This is a genomic window from Pseudomonas sp. PDM04 (genome assembly GCF_014851765.1).
Taxonomy (GTDB): domain Bacteria; phylum Pseudomonadota; class Gammaproteobacteria; order Pseudomonadales; family Pseudomonadaceae; genus Aquipseudomonas.
In genome coordinates, this window is the sequence record NZ_JACVAI010000007.1 from 308,647 (window position 1) to 324,870 (window position 16,224).

Annotated in this window: 16 protein-coding genes and 1 pseudogene; 5 read left to right on the top strand and 12 right to left on the bottom strand. The window is 57.7% G+C overall.

From position 1 onward, the window contains the following. Positions 1–153: 153 nt before the first annotated feature. Together IB249_RS26095 and IB249_RS26100 are read left to right on the top strand one after the other, a co-directional pair. The gene (locus IB249_RS26095; protein WP_192308712.1) at positions 154–1,593 is read left to right on the top strand and encodes an ATPase domain-containing protein; all 1,440 of its coding nucleotides are present in this window, start codon (positions 154–156) and stop codon (positions 1,591–1,593) included. A 23-nt stretch (positions 1,594–1,616) separates the two neighbouring features. Next, positions 1,617–1,979: a response regulator gene (locus IB249_RS26100; RefSeq protein ID WP_192308713.1), complete on the top strand. Its 363-nt coding sequence runs from the start codon at positions 1,617–1,619 to the stop codon at positions 1,977–1,979. A gap of 4 nt (positions 1,980–1,983) precedes the next feature. Here the strand turns inward: IB249_RS26100 and IB249_RS26105 are convergent, their stop codons facing one another. The 6 genes from IB249_RS26105 to IB249_RS26130 all read right to left on the bottom strand — a co-directional run bounded on the left by IB249_RS26105 (position 1,984) and on the right by IB249_RS26130 (position 6,003). Further along, positions 1,984–2,136 (bottom strand): hypothetical protein, encoded by a 153-nt coding sequence (locus IB249_RS26105; protein ID WP_192308714.1) that lies wholly within the window; start codon positions 2,134–2,136, stop codon positions 1,984–1,986. Positions 2,137–2,241: 105 nt separating this feature from the next. Continuing rightward, positions 2,242–3,171, bottom strand: a complete 930-nt coding sequence (locus tag IB249_RS26110) for a LysR family transcriptional regulator (RefSeq protein ID WP_192308715.1) — start codon at positions 3,169–3,171, stop codon at positions 2,242–2,244. A gap of 35 nt (positions 3,172–3,206) precedes the next feature. After that, complete coding sequence (locus IB249_RS26115; protein WP_192308716.1) at positions 3,207–4,181, bottom strand: quinone oxidoreductase family protein; 975 nt, start codon at positions 4,179–4,181, stop codon at positions 3,207–3,209. Positions 4,182–4,474: 293 nt separating this feature from the next. Continuing rightward, on the bottom strand, positions 4,475–4,729 hold the full coding sequence (locus tag IB249_RS26120; RefSeq protein WP_192308717.1) for a DUF2790 domain-containing protein: 255 nt from the start codon (positions 4,727–4,729) through the stop codon (positions 4,475–4,477). Positions 4,730–4,839: 110 nt separating this feature from the next. Then, complete coding sequence (cynS, locus tag IB249_RS26125) at positions 4,840–5,310, bottom strand: cyanase (RefSeq protein WP_192308719.1); 471 nt, start codon at positions 5,308–5,310, stop codon at positions 4,840–4,842. 33 nt (positions 5,311–5,343) lie between these two features. Further along, on the bottom strand, positions 5,344–6,003 hold the full coding sequence (locus IB249_RS26130) for a carbonic anhydrase (RefSeq protein ID WP_192308721.1): 660 nt from the start codon (positions 6,001–6,003) through the stop codon (positions 5,344–5,346). A gap of 110 nt (positions 6,004–6,113) precedes the next feature. On the opposite strand from IB249_RS26130, the gene cynR reads away from it, so the two are divergent. Further along, positions 6,114–7,001, top strand: a complete 888-nt coding sequence (cynR, locus tag IB249_RS26135; RefSeq protein WP_192308724.1) for a transcriptional regulator CynR — start codon at positions 6,114–6,116, stop codon at positions 6,999–7,001. A gap of 337 nt (positions 7,002–7,338) precedes the next feature. Here cynR and IB249_RS29875 read toward each other — a convergent pair. The 5 genes and pseudogenes from IB249_RS29875 to xylA form a co-directional block, all read right to left on the bottom strand. Further along, positions 7,339–7,551 (bottom strand): annotated as a pseudogene (locus IB249_RS29875) (AAA family ATPase); the annotation flags it as partial. Positions 7,552–7,672: 121 nt separating this feature from the next. Continuing rightward, positions 7,673–8,809, bottom strand: coding sequence for a sugar ABC transporter permease (locus tag IB249_RS26140; RefSeq protein WP_192308726.1), 1,137 nt, complete (start codon positions 8,807–8,809; stop codon positions 7,673–7,675). Beyond that, on the bottom strand, positions 8,810–10,366 hold the full coding sequence (gene xylG, locus IB249_RS26145) for a D-xylose ABC transporter ATP-binding protein (RefSeq protein ID WP_192308729.1): 1,557 nt from the start codon (positions 10,364–10,366) through the stop codon (positions 8,810–8,812). Positions 10,367–10,532: 166 nt separating this feature from the next. Further along, positions 10,533–11,534 (bottom strand): D-xylose ABC transporter substrate-binding protein, encoded by a 1,002-nt coding sequence (xylF, locus tag IB249_RS26150; RefSeq protein WP_192308731.1) that lies wholly within the window; start codon positions 11,532–11,534, stop codon positions 10,533–10,535. A gap of 149 nt (positions 11,535–11,683) precedes the next feature. Further along, positions 11,684–13,000 (bottom strand): xylose isomerase, encoded by a 1,317-nt coding sequence (gene xylA / locus IB249_RS26155; protein ID WP_192308733.1) that lies wholly within the window; start codon positions 12,998–13,000, stop codon positions 11,684–11,686. A gap of 176 nt (positions 13,001–13,176) precedes the next feature. Between xylA and IB249_RS26160 the strand changes: the two genes are divergently transcribed. Continuing rightward, on the top strand, positions 13,177–14,355 hold the full coding sequence (locus tag IB249_RS26160; protein ID WP_192308735.1) for a XylR family transcriptional regulator: 1,179 nt from the start codon (positions 13,177–13,179) through the stop codon (positions 14,353–14,355). Positions 14,356–14,480: 125 nt separating this feature from the next. Here the strand turns inward: IB249_RS26160 and IB249_RS26165 are convergent, their stop codons facing one another. Beyond that, entirely contained in the window at positions 14,481–14,906 is a 426-nt protein-coding gene (locus tag IB249_RS26165) for an ester cyclase (RefSeq protein WP_192308737.1), read from the bottom strand. 240 nt (positions 14,907–15,146) lie between these two features. On the opposite strand from IB249_RS26165, the gene IB249_RS26170 reads away from it, so the two are divergent. After that, complete coding sequence (locus IB249_RS26170; protein ID WP_192308739.1) at positions 15,147–16,097, top strand: LysR family transcriptional regulator; 951 nt, start codon at positions 15,147–15,149, stop codon at positions 16,095–16,097. Positions 16,098–16,224 lie beyond the last annotated feature (127 nt).

Here is a 16,224-nt window from a genome sequence, read left to right on the forward strand (position 1 = left end):
TCGGGCTGGGCATCCCGCGCCCGATTTTTCAGTCTCTGTCGTCCGATCAGCACATCAACTTTCGACTCAATCTAAATGGCTCCTGATCAGAAATGGCGTTAGCATCCCATTCACAGGGTTTAAACAGCTCGTTTTTCAGATCAGGGTCGCATTGTGGAAAAGCTAAAACGCCTTCAAAGCGGAATAGAAGGGCTCGATGCCCTGCTCAAGGGTGGGCTGGTCGAAGGGGCTTCATACATAATTCAGGGACGCCCGGGATCTGGAAAAACGATCCTCGCGAATCAGCTTGGATTTCATCACGCCAGCAATGGCGGTCGGGTTCTGGTCGCCACATTGTTGGCTGAATCGCATGATCGGCTTTTTCAGTTTCTCTCAACGCTGAGCTTTTTCGACGCCTCTAAAGTCGGCGCCGACATCCAGTTCGTCAGTGCTTTCGACACCCTGGAAAATGAAGGTTTGGATGAGGTGGTGAAGCTGCTTCGCCGTGAGATAAGTCGGCAAAAAGCCACAGTGATGGTGGTGGATGGATTGCTCAATGCGCGTTCAAAAGCCGACTCGCCCATCGACACCAAGAAATTCATCTCGGAGTTACAAGGGCACGCCGCATTCGCGGGATGCACAGTGCTGTTTCTGACCAGTTCCCGTCTCGATGATGGCAGCCCCGAGCACACGATGGTCGATGGTGTAATCGAGATGGGTGAGGAGCTCTATGGCACCCGCTCAGTGCGTCGAATTCAACTGCGCAAAACACGTGGCAGCGGAGCGATGACTGGCCTTCATGAGTGCGAGATCACCGACAGGGGGTTGGTGGTATATCCCCGACTCGAAAGTCTATACAGCCATCCATCGTCGCCTGACAGCGCCGATATGACCCGTATCGCCAGTGGGATTGAATCACTGGACGGCATACTGGGCGGAGGCTTGTACAGTTCAAGTGTGTCTCTGGTCATGGGACCTTCCGGGATTGGAAAAACGACGCTGGGTCTTAAGTTCCTGGCGGAATCGACGGTGGATGCTCCGGGTCTGCATTTTGGCTTTTATGAAAGTCCACAACGATTGCGCTTGAAAGGCGTGTCACTGGGCATCGATATCAAAGGCATGGAAGAGAGTGGTGCGCTGAGCATCGCTTGGCAACCGACCACCGAGGGTCTGCTTGACGCTCTGGGTGCACGCCTGCTCAGCATGGTTGAAGAAAAGGGCATCAAGCGGTTGTTCATCGATAGCCTGAGCGGCATGACGCGAGTCACGACGAATCCGGCGCGGATCACTGACTTCTTCAGTGCCCTGATGAACGAGCTGCGGTCGAGGGGCGTTACCGTATTCGCTTCTTGGGAAATGCGGGATCTTTTCGGCTCCGAGGTCAGCGCACCGAACTCTGACCTGTCCAGTATCGTCGACAACCTGATGCTGATGCGCTTCTCTGAGAATCACTCTGAACTATGCAGAACGCTTTCCATTCTTAAGGTACGTGACAGCTCTTACGACCCTTCCAGATTCGAGGTTGTCGTCCGTGATCAAGATGTTTTCCTAAAAAAGGCTTCAAGACATGAACCATCAGTACTCACTGAGTCATCACCCGGTTCAACATCTTAAGTCTTTGCGTGGGTTGAATTAACATGACCACCATCCTGGTCGTCGACGACGAGTATTTGATAGCTGACATTCTCAGGTTCGCACTGGAGGATGAGGGTTTCATGGTGGTGACTGCGGGTAATGGACAAAAAGGGCTCGAGGTGCTGGATAGAGAACGGCCAGCCCTGATCATTACCGACTTCATGATGCCGGTCATGGACGGCCTGGAGTTCGCCACCGCCGTCCGTTCCCTTCCCTCGAACAATCATCTGCCAATAATCCTGATGAGCGGTGCGCAGGCGCATATAGGCATGCAGAGATCGGATTTGTTTGATGTCGTTTTGGCGAAGCCATTCAATATCGACTTGATCATTGCTGAAGTCAGGAAGCTGCTGGCCTCTGATTGATCAATCACGTCAGGATCGGGAGCGGCAGCTGACTGTGTTGCAACAGCAGATCAACCTGGCTGAGCAGCCGTTCGGCTGATCGACCGGTGTAGCGTGCCCGCTGTTCCTGCAGCCAGGTAGTCAGCGGCAGCGTTTGGGGTGCACGGCGCGCCAGCATGGCCGCCAGAAATCATTCTGCTCAGTAAAACCATGGTTTTGTTTGCGACGACAGAGAAGCGATGCCAGCAGAGATAAGTCAAAACAATGGGCAGTCAGTGATCAATCAGCGGGGTGGGGTTAGCCAAGGTGCAGCCTCGGCAAAGGCGCTCTCGATCCAGTCCTTGAACGCTGTGGTCGTTGCCGAGTTGAACCGCGCCGACGGCCGTACCAGATACACCCCATTGTCGGCATCCAGTTGCCACTCGGGAAGCACCCGCACCAGACGCCCCTCGCGCAGGTCCTTGGTCATCAGCCAGTCTCCGCCGGCCAAGATCCCCACACCCATGCGCGCGGCACACAGCTGCGCTTCGTTGTCGTTGCTCACCAGCCGGCTCTGCACCCGAATGGCGACTTTCTCCCCGGCACGCGTCAACTTCCACTCCGGATATGAATGCAGCCCGGTGAACCCCAGACACTGATGGGCGGCGAGGTCCGCCGGCGTTTTCGGTTCTCCGTGCTGTTGAAGGTAGGAGGGCGCAGCACACAGGATTCGATGGTGATCGCAGAGCTTTTTCGCCACCAGCCGATTGTCTGCCAGTTCGCCGATCCGTATCGCCGCGTCGAAACCTTCGGCGACGATATCGACGAAGCGCTCGGCATATTCAACTTCCAGCGCCACGTTCGGATGGGCGAGTGCAAACGCCGAGACGATATCGCCCAGCCACAGCCGACCCATGGCGGCCGGCAGGGCGATGCACAAACGCCCGCGAACTTCGGCGGCACCCTCGCGCGCATCCTGCTCCGCTTCGGCGATCAGGTTGACCGCATGCCCGAACCGCGCCGCTAGTCGTTGCCCCTCATCGGTGAAACGCAATTGCCGGGTGGTGCGCTCGATCAGCCGCACCCCCAGGCGCAACTCCAGCGCGCTGAGCCGTTTGGACAGCACCGAGGGATGGCGCTGCAACGTGCGCCCCGCTGCCGCAAACGAACCGTGCTCGGCCAGGGCCAGCAGGGTGGCGACTTCATCGGCCTGACGGCTATCGAACAGATCCATGCAAAGACAACCCTCGTGGATGACGCTGAAAAAACTCAAGTCAGCAGCACAACCGACCCCTGCAAACCGCCTCGGTTCAGATCGGCATGGGCCCGGGCGGCGTCAGCCAGCGGATAACGATGCCCGACATTGGGCTGGATGATACCGGCGTCAATCGCTTGCAACACGTCCTTTGCACGCTGCTGGTATTCCTCCGGCGTGGCAGTGTGGGCGGCGAGGGACGGTCGAGTCAGGAACAACGACCCCTTGGCATTCAGGGTTCCGATCTCGACCGGCGCCGGCGCGCCCGACGCCATGCCGAAGGACACCAGCAACCCCCGCGAGCGCAGGCAATTCAACGACGCCTCGAAAGACACTCGGCCAATCGGGTCGTACACCACATCCACTTTCCTGCCTTGGGTGGTGTCGATGACCGCGTCGGCCAGCGTCGCGGCATCGAACACCAACACCTCATCACAACCCGCCAACCTGGCGCGCCCGACACTCTCAACGCTGGACACCACACCGATCACAAAAGCCCCCAAATGCTTCGCCCACGGCACCATGATCTGCCCCAAGGCACCCGCCGCGCCGTAGATCAGCACTGTCGAACCCGGCCCGACGGAGTAGGTGGACTTGAGCAAATACTGCGCGGTGATGCCTTTGAACAACACGGCCGCAGCCTCCTCGAAGCTCAGGCTGTCGGGGATCTTCACCAGCCGATTGGCCGGGTAGAGGCGGGCGCTGGCATAGGCGCCGATAGGCCCCGTGGCATACGCGACCCGGTCGCCGACCACCACGTTCGTCACATCGGCCCCCACCGTCACAACCCGCCCGGTACCTTCCAACCCCAAGCCTGAAGGCAGCGCCAGTGGTGCGGCACCGGAACGTTGGCTCAAATCGAGCGGGTTGACGCCAATGGCGAACTGCTCCAGCCAGACCTCGCCGGGTCCGGGTGTTTGTGCGGTGGATTGCTCAAGCTGAATGACTTGGGGCTCTCCGGTTTGGTGGATGACGGCAGTGGTGACCATGTGAGTACTCCCTAATGTTGATCGTGGGGAGAGTCTAAAGGCCTGCGTCAGGAGCACTAGTTGAGTTGATTGCAGTACATATGTGCAGCGAATGCAGCAATGAAATCGGTGAAGGCGGGGGTTTATATGAGCCTTTGTTCAACAATGCCTCCGCAGCCTTAGAAAGCGAACGTGAGCGGTCCGCGTCGGCATCGGTCAGTAGATGGCGAAGGGAAAAGGTGGCGGCGGTTGTTTAGAGCCTCCTGCAACCAGCGCCAAGCGATCAGGCGCCAGTCGAGGCGGTGGGAGAGCAATCAATTGGTACAGCCAGTGCCGAAAACGAGGTACTCCATGATGTGTCGGCTGCCCTTGGAGTCGTCGTAAGTCATCTGGACCGGCACTACGTCGCAGACGTCTGGCACTTCGGTCATGGACACTATGTTCGCGATATCCAGGTTCTGAGAGTAACGATAGTGTTCGACCGTCACCTGTGAAGTCTGAGTATTCTGCTCATCGGCCATCGCGATAGAGCCAAGGCAGCCGAGGAGTAAAACGAGTAAGCGTTTCATAGCAATCACCTGTATTGAGGGCGTGACAAGGCCAGAGCACTTAAGTGGTGCTCGGTCGTTTAAAGGTTTGGGGTGTAGCCCGGCGCTGTAAGACGCCGGGCTGAGTGACATCAGAAAGGCTTGGTAGGCAGGTACTTGCCGTCCAGGGTGATCACGGCGCGATGGCCACCGTCCGGATCTTCGACTTTCTTGATGTCCAGCTTGAAGTTGATGGCACTGATGATGCCGTCGCCGAACTTTTCGTGAACCAGCGCTTTGAGGGTGGTGCCGTATACCGACATCATCTCGTAGAAACGGTAGATGGTCGGGTCGGACGGTACGCCGTCGAAAAAGCTGCCGCGAATTGGCATCGATTGCAGCAGAGCGACTTGATCAGCATCAAGGTCGAGCTTCTTGCCCACGACTTCCGCGGCGCTGGCAGGCAGCGGATGCTGGCCGAGCAGGGCGGCAGTGACGAAGGCTTCGGACAGGCCGGTGCCGTCAACGATCTCGGCGAAGGAAAGGTCCTTGCGGGCCTTGGCCAAAATGATGATTTCGGTCAGTTCCTGGCGAGCGGTGCGAGTGGCTTGAGTCTGGATCATGGTGAATCTCCTGAGTAGGTAAGGGCAAAGGCTTCAGGCAACGTGCCTGGCTTGTTGGGAAACGGCGTGAACTTCGGGGTTCTCTGCGAGGGATACGAAAGACCCGGTGCTGCCATCGAAGGCGTCGATACGCCCACTTTCGATGTCATAGATCCAGCCATGCAGGGTCACGCGGCCTTCTTCGAGCGCCAGGCGAACGGATGGGTGTGTCTGGATGTTGGCCAATTGCGCGATGACGTTTTCGCGCACCATGGACGCAACTTTGCTCGGCTGATCCGGGTGTTTGCGGGCTTCGTTAACGACCTTGGCGGAGTCCGCGTAACGGAGCCATCCGGCAACAGCAGGCATGTGATCCAGGCATTTGCAGGTTGCAATGGCCGTCATCGCACCGCAGTCGGAGTGGCCACAAATCACGATGTCGGCGACTTGAAGTCCGGCGACCGCGTATTCCACAGAGGCCGAAACACCGCCCGGTTCCGGGCCATACGAAGGCACGATGTTGCCGGCGTTGCGGATGACAAACAGATCGCCCGGCTCGCGCTGGGTGACCAGTTCAGGGACCAGTCGACTGTCAGAGCAAGAGATGAACAATGCCTTCGGGCTTTGCTGGCTGGCCAGGTCCTTGAACAGTTTGACTCGCTCAGGGAAGGCGTTTTTTTGGAATTTCAGAAAACCGTCGATGATCGCTTTCATGGTTGCTGTCTCAATGTCGCGGGGTGTGGAACAAAGATTAAGCAACGGATGACATAAGGTAAAAGTCTCAATTATTATGTTGTTGATCAGATTATCTTATGGGTTAAGGCATGCTTGCTCGACACATCCAATATTTCCTTGCGGTTGCGGAACACCTCAGCTTCACGAAGGCTGCAGCAGCACTGTATGTATCTCAGCCTGCCCTCTCGCAGCAGGTCAGGCAGTTGGAGGAGAGCCTTGGTGCCCAGTTATTCGATCGCTCAGGGCGTACTACACGTTTGACCGATGCTGGAGATGTCTACCTCCAGTACGCCCGCCGTGCTGCGCAGGAGTTGCAGGAAGCCAAACGCGCCATCCATGATGTGAGCGATCTCAGCCGCGGGTCACTGCGTGTGGCTGTGACGCCGACCTTCACAACCTATTTAGTCGGGCCGGTGGTCGAGGCATTTCACGCTCGGTATCCAAAAATCACCCTCAACCTGAAAGAGATCTCTCAGGAGCGCATAGAGGATCTGCTCCTTGCGGGGGAGTTGGACGTCGGGATCGCTTTCGATGAAGTGAATAGCCCGGACATCGACTCCGTCCCGTTGTTGGACGAAACCCTTGCTCTGGTGGTCAGCCGTCGACATCCATTGGCAAAGGAAAAATCTGTTGGATTGCAGGCGCTTAACGCCGAGTCCCTGGTTTTACTCAGTACGGAGTTCGCGACGCGCGACCAGATCGATCGCTATTGTCGCGAACACGGCATTCACCCTCAGGTGCTGATGGAGGCCAACGCTCTCGGTGCAGTGATCGAGATTGTTCGCAGGACGCCTTTGTCGACCTTGTTGCCCGCAAAGACGGCCTTTGCCCACGACGATCTGGTCGCCATCACACTCGAGCCCGAGCGCTTGCAACGCACGGCCGTTCTTATGCGGCGCAAGGGTGCCTATCAGAGCGCTGCGGCTCGGGTTTTCACTGAGCTGGCAAAAGAGGTATCCACCCAACTGGACGGGTAATAGCTGTGTTGGCCGATAGGGAAGGGGGCTCTATATCGTTAGTCAGGAAGCGAGCGCACAGCTTTCTCTGCAGGCGAGAAAAGTGCGGCGCTCTATCAGTCACTCCTGGGGCCCGGATACCTTGTGTTATTGGGGTTCATCTGGGAGGACCGGTTGTTGATCGTTGCTTTGTGCGCCGAGTTGTTGGGGTTCAGCGTATTACTGCGATCATCATTCTTACGCGTTGTCAGTTGCTCGTTGGGGTAATGGTTCGCGCGTCCGCTCCTGGCCGATTGTTGCCTGGCGCGAAGGGCCGCCATCGACCCCAGTAGGACGGTAGCCACGATCGAAACTCCCTACGGAGCTCGAATGTATGAAGGGCATGGTTGCCCTCACACATCCAGGCATTCGTAGCGATCGCTTCGCTGACGCTCAAGCGAAACTGCTCGGCATCGGGGGCGACCCAGTCAGGCTTCCAGTACAGGATGTCCAGGTGCACAACGGGAAGGTCGGGGCGCTTGCCCAAGGTGCGGGAGAGGGTTGATTTGCCGTTACCGGCATTGCCCGCAATGACGACCCGTTGTGTATGGGCGTCCTGTCACAGAACGAGCCGGCGGTTGTGCAGGTTTTGGATGGGCAGTCAAAAGCCTGGCCGGAAGCGAACTACCGTCGGCCACTGCACCCACAGCGCATCAACGCCTCCCAGTCCGAGTGCTCACATCCACCCACACGGCCAACACCAGAATGCTGCCCTTGACGATCATTTGCCAATAGCTGTCGACATCGAGCATGGACATGCCGTTGTCCAGGCTGGTGATGACCAGTGCGCCGAGGAGGGCGCCGTAGACAGTCCCGGAGCCGCCGCGCATGGAGGTGCCGCCGATGAAGCAGGCGGCGATGGCGTCGAGTTCGCCCATGCTGCCGGCCGAGGGCGAACCGGCGGCCAGGCGTGCGGTGTTGACCACGCCGGCAAGGGCGCACATTACGCCCATGATCCCGAAAATCCAGAGCTTCACGGCCTGCACATTGATGCCGGACAGGCGTGTCGCTTCCATGTTGCTGCCCACGGAATAGACGCGCCGGCCGAAGACGGTCTGGCTGGTCACGTAGCTGAAACCGCCCAGTAGAACCAGCAGAAGCAGGACCGGCACAGGAATGCCGTCGTAGCTGTTGAGGGTCTGGACGAAGCCGGCCAGCACTGCGCCGATCAACAGCACGCGTGCGACGTCACGCACCCGTGAATGTGCCGCGAGGCCATGAAGGGCGCGATTGCGCCTTTGTTTCCAGGTGAGGAACAACGTCAGTGCAAACAGCAGAACGCCCAGGCCCGTGCCGATCGTGTGGGGCAAGTAACCCTGGCCGATGTAGACGAGTTCCGGCGACACCGGGGCGATGGTCGTGCCGCCGGTGATCCCCAGCAAAATCCCCCGAAAAGCCAGCATGCCGCCCAGCCCCACAATGAAAGACGGAATGCGCAGGTAGGCGGCCATGTAGCCGTTGGCGAGGCCGATGAGCAGTCCGCACAGGGCCACAAGGCCTAGATTCGCCAACAGCGGTACGTGGTAGATAACGTCGAGAATGGCCGCGAGGCCACCGAGCAGTCCCAGCAATGAGCCGACCGACAAATCGATCTCGCCGCTGATGATGACCAGCACCATGCCGCAGGCGAGAATCCCGGTAATGGACATCTGGCGCAGCAGATTGGAGAGGTTGCGCGGTGTCAGGAATCCGCCCTCGGTCTGCCAGCTGAAGAACAGCCAGATAAACGCCACGGCAAACACCAGTGCGAGCATCTTGTAGCGGGTGAAGAGTTGTTTGACCTGATTCATTTACGCGGATTTCCGATCATTGTTGTCATGGCCATCAGGCTGGCTGAGTGCGGCGGCGAGCACCTGTTCCTGGGTGAGTTCGTGGTTGATGAAGTTGCCACGCAACTGGCCTTCGCCGATGACCAGGACGCGGTCGGAAACGCCGAGCACTTCGGCCAGTTCCGACGACACCATGATGATCGACACACCTTCGGCCGCCAGCGCCCCCATCAGCTTGTAGATCTCGTACTTGGCGCCGACATCCACGCCTCGGGTGGGCTCATCGAGAATCAGCACACGGGGTTGGGTCAGCAGCATCTTCGCCAACACGGCTTTTTGTTGATTGCCACCGGACAGACTGGTGATCGGCAGGAACGGGCTCGCGGTCTTGAGGTGCAGGCGCGAAATTTCTCGACCGATGCTGCCCAGTTCGGCTTCGGCATCAATGCGGGTCAGTTTCGAGTAACTGTCGAGCACGGCCAGGGTGATGTTTTGGCCGACGCCCAGGTCTGGAATGATGCCCTGGCGCTTGCGGTCCTCGGGCACCAGGCACAGGCCGGCACGGATTGACTTGAGCGGCGTGCGGGTGTCGATGAGTTGGCCGTCCAGCCAGACTTCGCCTTCGTGGCGACCGGGGTAGGCGCCGAACAGCGCTGTCACCAGTTCCGTGCGGCCTGCACCGACCAGCCCGGCGATGCCGAGGATTTCTCCGCGCCTGAGGTTGAACGAAATATCGTCGACGCGTTTGCGCCTGGGGTTGTCGACGTCGTAGCAGGTGATGTGGCGGGCCTCGAAAATCACCTCGCCGATGTCGTGTGGCTGGGTGGGGTAGAGGTTGCTCATTTCCCGTCCGACCATCTGGGTGATGATCTGTGAAATATCCATATCCGCCATGGCGGTCGTGGCGATGTGTTTACCGTCACGGATCACCGTAATGGTGTCGCACACGGCGGCCACTTCATCGAGCTTGTGGGAGATGTAGACACACGCCACACCCTTGGCTTTGAGGTCGCGGATGATGTCCAGCAGTACCTCGATTTCCGAGCGGGTCAGGGCTGATGAAGGCTCGTCAAGGATCAGCAGGCGCGCGTGCTTGTTCAGTGCCTTGGCGATTTCCACCAGTTGCTGATAGCCGCCGCCGTATTGCGAAACCGGCAGCGATACGTTCATGTCCGGGACTTTCAGTTCACGCATCAGGGCTTCGGCGCGGTGAATCATCGCCGGGTAATTCATCCGCCCGCCGGGCAGCGTCAGTTCATGGCCCATGAAAATGTTCTCGGCCACCGACAGGTCGGGAACCAGCGTCAGTTCCTGGTGAATGATGACGATACCCGCGGCTTCCGTTTCGCTGATCGATTGCGCTTTCAGCGGTTGACCGTCCCAGAGGATTTCACCGTCCCAGGTGCCATGGGGGTACACCGCAGAAAGGATCTTCATCAGCGTGGACTTGCCGGCGCCGTTCTCGCCGCACAACCCGACGCACTCACCTGGCTTGACCTTGATGTCGATGCCATTGAGCGCTTTGACACCGCCGAAGGTTTTGACGATACCGTTCATTTGCAGCAGATAGTCGGACATGGAGAGGGCTCGCATACCAAAGACTTACAGGGCACTCATCTTTGTGGGAGCGAGCCTGCTCGCTAAGGCGTCAGCACACTCAATCGCGATGCAGGCTGAACCACCGTCTTCGCGAGCAGGCCCGCTCCCACAAGGGTTTTCGCATAACCGGGGATCGATGCCTTGGTCACTGCCCGGCAATCTGCGCCTTGGTGTAAAACCCGTCCTGTTCCAGCAAGTCGATGTTGTCCTTGGTCAGTGGAGTCGGAGTGAGCAGGATGGTGTCGACTTTTTTGCTGCCGTTGTCGTACTGCGAGCTGTAGGCGGGTTTCTCGTTACGCGCCAGTTGCACCGAAAGCTTGGCGGCCTCGGAGGCGATGAGTTTGAGCGGTTTGTACACGGTCATGGTTTGCGTGCCGGCGATCACTCGCTTGACGGCTGCGAGGTCTGCGTCCTGCCCCGAAATCGGCACCTTGCCGGCCAGTTGCTGAGCCGCCAGTGCCTGGATGGCACCGCCTGCTGTGGCGTCGTTGGAGGCAACGATGCCGTCGATTTTGTTGTCGTTACGGGTCAAGGCGTTTTCAACAATGCTCAGCGCTTCGGTAGGGTTCCATTCCTTGACCCATTGCTGGCCGACGATCTTGACATCGCCCTTGTCGATGGCCGGTTGCAGCACTTTCATCTGACCTTCGCGCAGGACTTTCGCGTTGTTGTCGGTGGGCGCACCGCCGAGCAGAAAGTAGTTGCCCTTGGGCGCTGCGTGCAACACGCCGCTGGCCTGCATCTCGCCGACCTTTTCGTTATCGAAGGAGATGTAGGCATCGATATCCGCGTTGAGGATCAGCCGATCATAGGACACGACCTTGATCCCGGCTTTCTTCGCTTCGGCCACGGCATTGGTCAGCACCGTCGCGTTGAACGGCACGATGACGATGACATCGACGCCCCGTGAGATGAGGTTTTCGATTTGCGAAATCTGCTTTTGCTCGTTGGCGTCGGCCGACTGTACGAAGACCTTGGCGTCCATTTTCTCCGCCGCCGCAACGAAGTAATCGCGGTCACGCGACCAGCGTTCCAGCCGCAGATCATCAATGGAGAAACCGATTTTCGGGTGGGCAGCGTCGGCCATTACCGGCAGCGACAGCAGCGCCAGGGCGCTGGCCAATAACGCGCGTTTTACATTCTTCATGGTGGTGCGTCCTTTTATTTTTGTTTGAAAGACACTGCCTGACGATGAGTCTCGGGCTGGTAGAACTGTAGAGAATCGGCAGACGCAATGGACACAGATTTGTCGTGCGAATGTCACAGCGTTGTTGCGCCCGCAGACTCCGTTGGCGATCAGCGATAGATGAACCGGTTGACGACGTTTTCGAGCATTTCCTGCCTGCCGCTGACGGCCTGCGGATTCAGTTCGTTGGCGAAGGCATGTTCGGCCAGTGACTGGAGGTTGAACTCGCCCGTCAGCACCGCCTGCCCGAACGGCTGCTGCCAGCCGGCGTAGCGTTGATCCTTGAGCCGCTGAAGCTGATCGTTCTGGACCATGGCGGCAGCCCGCTCCAGGGACAGGGCGAGGACGTCCATTGCGCCGACGTGACCATGGAACAGATCGATTTCATCGAGGCTCTGGCGGCGAACCTTGGAGTCGAAGTTGTACCCGCCATTCTTGAACCCGCCGGCCTTGAGAATTTCATAGGTGGCCAGGGTCATTTCTTCGACGCTGTTGGGGAATTGATCGGTGTCCCAGCCGTTTTGCGGATCACCCCGGTTGGCATCGATGCTGCCGAAAATTCCCAGCGAGACGGCCGTCGCAATCTCGTGATGGAAGCTATGACCGGCCAGGGTCGCGTGGTTGGCTTCGATGTTGACCTTGACTTCCTTTTCCAGGCCGAACTGCTGGAGGAAGCCGAACACCGTGGCACTGTCGTAATCGTATTGGTGTTTGGTCGGTTCCTGCGGCTTGGGTTCGATCAGCAGGTCGCCTTTGAAACCGATCTTGTGCTTGTGCTCGACCACCATGCGCATGAAGCGCCCCAGTTGTTCGCGTTCTCGTTTCAAGTCGGTATTGAGCAGGGTTTCGTAGCCTTCGCGACCGCCCCACAACACGTAGTTGGAGCCTTTCAGGCGTTGGGTCGCGTTCATGGCGCTAAACACCTGGGCAGCGGCGAAGGCAAATACTTCGGGGTCCGGGTTGCTGGCGGCGCCGGCGGCGAAGCGTGGGTTGCTGAAGCAGTTGGCGGTTCCCCACAGCAACTTGATCCCGCTTTCTTCCTGGTGTCGCTCCAGGTGATCAATCATCTGCGCGAAGTGGTTGCGGTATTCCTTCAGCGAATTGCCTTCCGGGGCGACATCCGTGTCGTGGAAGCAGTAGTAGTCGATGCCGAGTTTGGAGAAGAACTCGAACGCGGCTTCCGCTTTGCCAATGGCCAGCTCCATCGGGGCGCCGGCGTGTTGCCATGGTCGCTTGAAAGTACCTGCGCCGAACACATCGGAGCCCGGCCAGACAAAGGTGTGCCAATAACAGACGGCCATGCGCAGGTGTTCGCGCATGGGTTTGCCGAGGATGATTTTGTCAGCGTCGTAGTGACGGAAGGCGAGGGGAGAATCGCTGTCAGGGCCTTCGTAGCGAATCTTGTCGACATCGGGGAAGTACAGCATTGGCAATGTCCTTGTTGTTCTTGTCGGTTTCTCGATACTAGCAACGGCCCCAACCCTGCTGATTATGAAAATCACCAACACGGAGTGCGATTTTGCGTATTGAGGTTCGCCGTCTGCGCGCCTAGTCTGTGCAAACCGCCTCCGTGAGAAGGGGCTCTGGAACAAGCCTGAAAACAATGAAAACAGTACCGCCTGTTCACCGCATCGCACTGTTGTTCAACGGGAGCAAGATCTATGACCGGGGCATCATCAGCGGCATCGGCAACTACCTGAGCAGCACCCGTGCGTCCTGGGACCTGTTCCTGGAAGAGGATTTTCTCTGCCGCTTGAAAGGGATCGAGCGCTGGCAAGGTGACGGGATCATTGCCGACTTCGACGATCCGCTGATTGGCGAGGCGCTGGCCGACATCAAGTTGCCCGTGGTGGCGGTGGGGGGTTCCTATCAGGATGAGCGCGATTATCCGAAAGGAGTTCCTTACGTCGCCACCGACAATGACGCACTGATCTCCCTGGCGTACGCGCACTTGATCGAGGCCGGACTGCAGCGTTTTGCCTGCTTCAGCCTGCCGGAATCGCAGGCCAATCGTTGGGCTCAAGAGCGGGAAAAAGCCTTTCGACGACTGATGCAGCGTGATGGCTTGCACGCCGAGGTCTATCGCGGCATGGGCACCAGCGCTCCGCTCTGGGACAGCGCCGTCGAACAACTGATCGCCTGGCTGCAAAGCCTGCCCAAGCCCATCGGCATCATCGCCGTCAGTGACGCCCGCGCTCGCCAATTGCTGCAAGCCTGCCTGACCGCCGGAATCACCGTACCGGAGCAGGTGGCGTTGATCGGCATCGACAACGACCCCCTGACACGCAGCCTGACCCGAGTCCCCCTGAGTTCGGTCATCCAGGGCACCGAAACCATGGGCCGCACCGCCGCGCAACTACTGCACCAGATGCTGCACGGCATGCCGTCCACGGGCACGCACATCCTGATCCCGCCAGATGCGATCAACGTTCAGGTGTCAAGCTTGCACCAACCGTTGGGCAACCCCTACGTCATGCAAGCACTGCTGTTTATCCGCCAATATGCCTGCCAGGGCATCAAGACGGCACAAGTGGCGGCGTATGTCGGCGTGTCGCGCTCATCGTTGGAGTCACACTTTCGCACCGTACGAGGTTGCAGCGTGCACGACGAAATTCTGCGTTTCAAATTGGCGGCGGCTACGAGAGGGTTGGAAAATACCGAGACAGCGATTGCAGACGTTGCCCGCCGTTGTGGCTTCAAATCCGCACAGTATCTGCACACGGTGTTTCGTCGTGAGTTCGGGTGTACGCCTCGTGAGTATCAGCAGGGCGCTAGACAGTGAGGTGGGAGGGATTGGGCGATTGTTGTGGGCGCGCAGGGATGGCGTCGGTCAAAAGCGGCCTCTGACCACCGTGGAGAAGATAATTTCACCACGGTGGATTTATTTCCCCTTGGCGTTTAACCAGGTTACTCGTAGCTGATGATTCCGAGTTGCTTTGCCATGAACAGTTCGTTCCGCTCAACTATCTCTTCGATCACTTTTCCCTCTTCGTTAAACCGAAAATACGTCAGAGCGGTCCAGGTCAGGCTCTTGCCTTCTACATTAAAGCCGTGCCAAGTATTCGAGCCAGTTGCACGGTGTGTCAGCGCGACGACAACAACATCATCCGTGACAACTTCTTTGCTGAACGTAGTTTCAATTGTCTGGTATCGATCGAGAACATTGGCACTCAAGGCCCGCTTAAAGTTCTCCAGGCCGCCAATCGGAGCCTCACAGTCTGGTCGATGCACAACTACATTGTCATCGAAGTACTCGGAAACTCGCTCTGCATCCTTACCGTCGACACAGTATTTAAAGTAGTTCTTTACTGTGTCCAGATTTTTTACGCTCATGCAACATTTACTCCTCTCACATTGATAGCAAGTAATGAATCCAAAAGCTTTTACATAAGGCCGCCCGACTCAAAAGGAGTCGTACTCCAGAAGCTCTATATCAATTGGAACAAGACTTTCTTGCACACTTCACAAGTAGTCGATTGGAACGAGCCAGCAAGCCACGCACATTCTAGGAGGGGTTATGGTATTCGTAAATCTAGAATATATTAGATGTGATATCGGTTATGGGAATACCACATGAGCCTGGAACGGTTGGAAAAATGGGCCACAGTCAGGCATTTCCGCCTGGCGATTGCATTGTTTGAATATGGCAGCGTTTTGCACGCCGCACGCTCGCTGAACCTCTCACAGCCCACGGCGAGCAAGCTGCTGCAGGATCTGGAAGAGTCTGTAGGGGCTCAGCTCTACACGCGGAATCGTCGGGGCGTTACACCGACAGAGCTGGGTCGGGATTTTGTGCAGCGCAGCCGGACGATTCTTGCCCAACTGGATCACGTATCCCAAGCCATCGACGCTCTTGGCAAAGGGCATGCCGGGCGTGTCGCTATAGGAAGCGTGTTAACGGGATCAAGTTATCTTGTACCTGCCGCTATCGCACGACTCTGGGCAAGCCGCCCCAGCATCCGTATCAAAATCATCGATGGTATAAGCGGCGAACTGATACCTCGGCTCATCTCGGGCGAATTGGACTTCTTGATTGGGAGACTTTCCGATGTCAGCTCAAGTATCGTAGTCGCTCAGGAGGCGCTTTTCAGTGAAAACGCCATCATCGTAGTGCGGCGTGACCATCCTCTTGCTCGGCAACTGGAGGTCAAGTTGGAAGAACTCGCGCGTGAAGCATGGATTCTGCCGCCAATCGAAACGACTTTGCGCAAGCAGTTCGATCATATTTTTCATCGGCAGGGTATCAATCCACCTCATGCAACGATAGAAACAGCATCATTCTTCAATATACTTTGGTTGTTAAAACAGACTGATTTTATTGGGATATTGCCGCAGTCAGTTGTTTCTGATCCCGCGCACAGTAAAGAGCTCATTCGCCTCCCGGCGTTCGAACCTCTGATTCTGGAGCAAATCGGTGTTTCCCGACTAGCAGACGCAACATTGTCACCTGCGGCTTCCGCTTTACTGGACGCACTGAGAGAGATTATGCGCAGCACCCAAAAAGTGGGGGAATCCCTTCTGTGAGAGCAGGCGTTCCAATCGTTGCGACAGCCCCTCGCCACAAGCCGTCGTCGGGGTACGCCACATCCGGAAACTCGCGCACAGATCACGGTAATTACCCAAGTCGGGCGTGGGCGCCACGCCCGTTCTG